Below are 1,519 nucleotides of genomic sequence, written 5' to 3'. Positions count from 1 at the left end.
CGATTTCGTTGAAAAACTCGTTCTCGTCCGAGATCGGAGCGTGAGCGGGATGAGCTCTCGTTCCCGAGCCGGGTGTCCCCTGCCGGTCAAGCCGGGCTCGGCTGCGGGACCGGGATGATCTTGGCGAGCTTCCTCAGGTTCTGGGCGGCGGCTGCGAGGTGGAACTCGTCCTTCGCTCCGTTCGGTCCTCGTAACCGGAGGCGGTCCAGCTTCAGGATGCGCTTGAGGTGGGCAAACAGCATCTCGACCTTCTTGCGTTCGCGTCGTGAGGTTTTGCCTTCCTCGGACCGCGCGATGTCGCGGGCCATGTCCCGCGCGCCCTCGTAGATCGAGCGCGGGACCTTGCGCACCGGCTCGTTCGGGCAGCACCGCGCCTTCAACGGACATGGCGCGCAGGCGAACTTGCTCGCCCGGTACAGCAGCGTCGCCCCGTCGTTGACCAGGGTGCCGGTCGTGGTCAGCACTTGGCCCGCCGGGCAGCGGTAGACGTCGCCCGGCTGGTCGTAGGTGAAGTCGGCGCGTGAGAAGGTGCCGTCGGTGCGGGTCGATTTGTCGAATACGCTGATGTGCGGCTCGATGCCCTGCTCGTAGACGAGCCAACCCAGCATCTCGGCCGAACCGTAACCGCTGTCGCCAGCCAGCTTGGCCGGATAGAGGTCGAAGCGCTCGCGCGAACGCTCGATCATGCGTTTGGCCGCTGTAACCTCGGCTTGCCGGATGGCCGTGGTCGCCTCGACGTCGACGATGATCGCGTGGTCGAGGTCGATCAGATAGTTGGCTGTGTAGGCGAAGAACGCCTGCCCGCCGTGCGCTCCGGTCCAGCGCGCGGCCGGATCGGCGGGCGAGATGAACTTGGGCGGCACCGGCGTTGCGGCCCCGAAGGCGGCCTCGTCGAGGACGGCCAGATACTCCTGAGCAGCACGGCTCACGACCTCAGGCGGCAGGCCGGCAGAGCCTTCCACCCCCTTCTGCCGATTGGCATCGGCCTTGATCAGGCTGCCATCGACGGCAAAGCCTTCGCCACCGACGAGCCCCTCGGTGATGCAGCGGGCGAGCACAGTCTCGAACAGGCGACGCAGGAGATCACAGTCGCGGAAGCGGCCATGGCGGTTCTTGGAGAAGGTAGAATGATCCGGCACCCGGCCGTCGAGACCGAGCCGGCAGAACCAGCGGTAGGCGAGGTTGAGGTGGACCTCGTCGCAAAGCCGACGCTCGGAGCGGATGCCGAGGCAGTAGCCGACGATCAGCATGCGGATCATCAACTCGGGATCGACGGAAGGGCGGCCCGTCGAGGCGTAGAACGGAGCCAGCTCCTGGCGCAGGCCGGTCAGGTCGACGAAGCGGTCGATGGAGCGAAGTAGATGGTCGGTGGGAACGTGCGTGTCGAGCGAGAACTCGTAGAACAGGGCACCCTGCTCGACTTGCCGAGGTCCCATCATCTGCTTCGATCTCCGTCTCTGGACAGGAGTGAATCACCTCATCACAGCCGCTGCAACACCCGAGTTTTTCAACAGAATCG

The 1,519-nt window shown here is 65.4% G+C and carries 1 protein-coding gene; it reads right to left on the bottom strand.

The genetic code is table 11. The annotated features are described in order from the left end of the window. Positions 1-86: 86 nt before the first annotated feature. The gene (locus tag MKK63_RS00015) at positions 87-1,439 is read right to left on the bottom strand and encodes a transposase (RefSeq protein ID WP_243997523.1); all 1,353 of its coding nucleotides are present in this window, start codon (positions 1,437-1,439) and stop codon (positions 87-89) included. Between the last annotated feature and the right edge of the window lie 80 nt (positions 1,440-1,519).

It is taken from the genome of Methylobacterium sp. J-088 (assembly GCF_022829295.1).
Classification (GTDB): Bacteria; Pseudomonadota; Alphaproteobacteria; order Rhizobiales; family Beijerinckiaceae; genus Methylobacterium.
The sequence above is the reverse complement of the archived record's forward strand: the minus strand, read 5'-3'. Positions and strand labels throughout refer to the sequence as shown.

Excerpts from the sequence above, each read along its gene's own strand:
- MKK63_RS00015 (WP_243997523.1), bottom strand. The coding sequence starts at position 1,439 with ATGATGGGACCTCGGCAAGTCGAGCAGGGTGCCCTGTTCTACGAGTTC.